2 protein-coding genes and 1 pseudogene are annotated in these 1,074 nt (G+C 40.1%); 1 reads left to right on the forward strand and 2 read right to left on the reverse strand.

Annotation, left to right across the window (positions count from 1 at the left end; genetic code table 11):
• Positions 1-466, forward strand: a 466-nt coding sequence (locus VXQ92_RS20675; RefSeq protein ID WP_416683036.1) for a cytochrome b, incomplete at its 5' end; no start/stop codon positions are given.
• Positions 467-606: 140 nt separating this feature from the next.
• Here VXQ92_RS20675 and VXQ92_RS20680 read toward each other — a convergent pair.
• Both VXQ92_RS20680 and VXQ92_RS20685 read right to left on the reverse strand, forming a co-directional pair.
• Positions 607-891, reverse strand: coding sequence for a DUF1330 domain-containing protein (locus tag VXQ92_RS20680; protein ID WP_001277471.1), 285 nt, complete (start codon positions 889-891; stop codon positions 607-609).
• A 62-nt stretch (positions 892-953) separates the two neighbouring features.
• A pseudogene (locus tag VXQ92_RS20685) lies at positions 954-1,074 on the reverse strand (GntR family transcriptional regulator); the annotation flags it as partial.

A 1,074-nucleotide genomic window follows, 5' to 3' on the forward strand; every position in this document is an offset into this window, starting at 1 on the left:
AGGAATGACCACCTCAATGACTTGGCGTCCGTGGTTAATCGATATTCACCGTCCTTTAGGAATCGCAATCTTATTATTGGTCATCATAAGATTAATAAATCGACTCTGTTATTCAATTCCACCTTTGCCGCCGACTGTACCGCGCTGGCAGGCGTTTCTTGCCCATGCATCACATTGGCTACTTTATATTTTGATGTTTAGTTTGCCATTGCTCGGATGGGCGACGCTATCGGCAGGTAATTGGCCTGTCACTTTATTTCCGGGTTGGGATCTTCCACCTATAGCACCAACCAACTCTACGCTTTACGCTTGGTTCCGTACATTACATGGAATTTTGGCTTGGTTATTATTTGCTGTCGTTATTGGTCATCTATCTGCTGCATTATTACATGCATGGATTTATCGCGATGGCGTATTTTCGAGTATGGCTTTGGGGCCTTCTTCTAAAAAAGAAGAAGCTGATTAGTTTGCTTGAAATTTTTTCGATTGAACGATGAGTTAATGGTGAGGTTTTTATAAGGTTTATTTAAAACATATAAATAAGCTCGCTGATATAACAACTTAAAATAGAATTGATTTCTCAAGTTGAGAAATCAATTCAGCTATTTAGATCCCTTCAACAAAACTCACCATGACATCACAGCAGCCTTGGCGTTTACTTTTGGCAAGCTGATATTCAGGTGAAAAATAACATTCACGTGCAGTTTCCATATCTGGAAACTCAATCACCACGTGGCGTTCAAACTCTTGTCCTTCTAAGACTTCCGAGGCACCGCCACGCGCAAGAAACTTGGCACCATACTTTTGAAAAGCTTGCGGAGCAGTGGCCATATATTGTTTATATTGTTCCATATCATGAATGGTGACATGAGCAATCCAGTACGCAGACATATCGTATTTCCCTATAACTTATTCAATAAAGGCCTATTTACCTTTTCCTAAAATTTGTGACTTCACGCATCTAAAATATTTTTTGCGACAGCAGCAGCTTCAGCAATATGTTCAGCAACCGCTTGTTTTGCCTTTTCAGGGTCTTTGTGAAGATAGATGGCCTCACACATATTTTTAATACGT

This window comes from Acinetobacter sp. 228 (assembly GCF_048147885.1).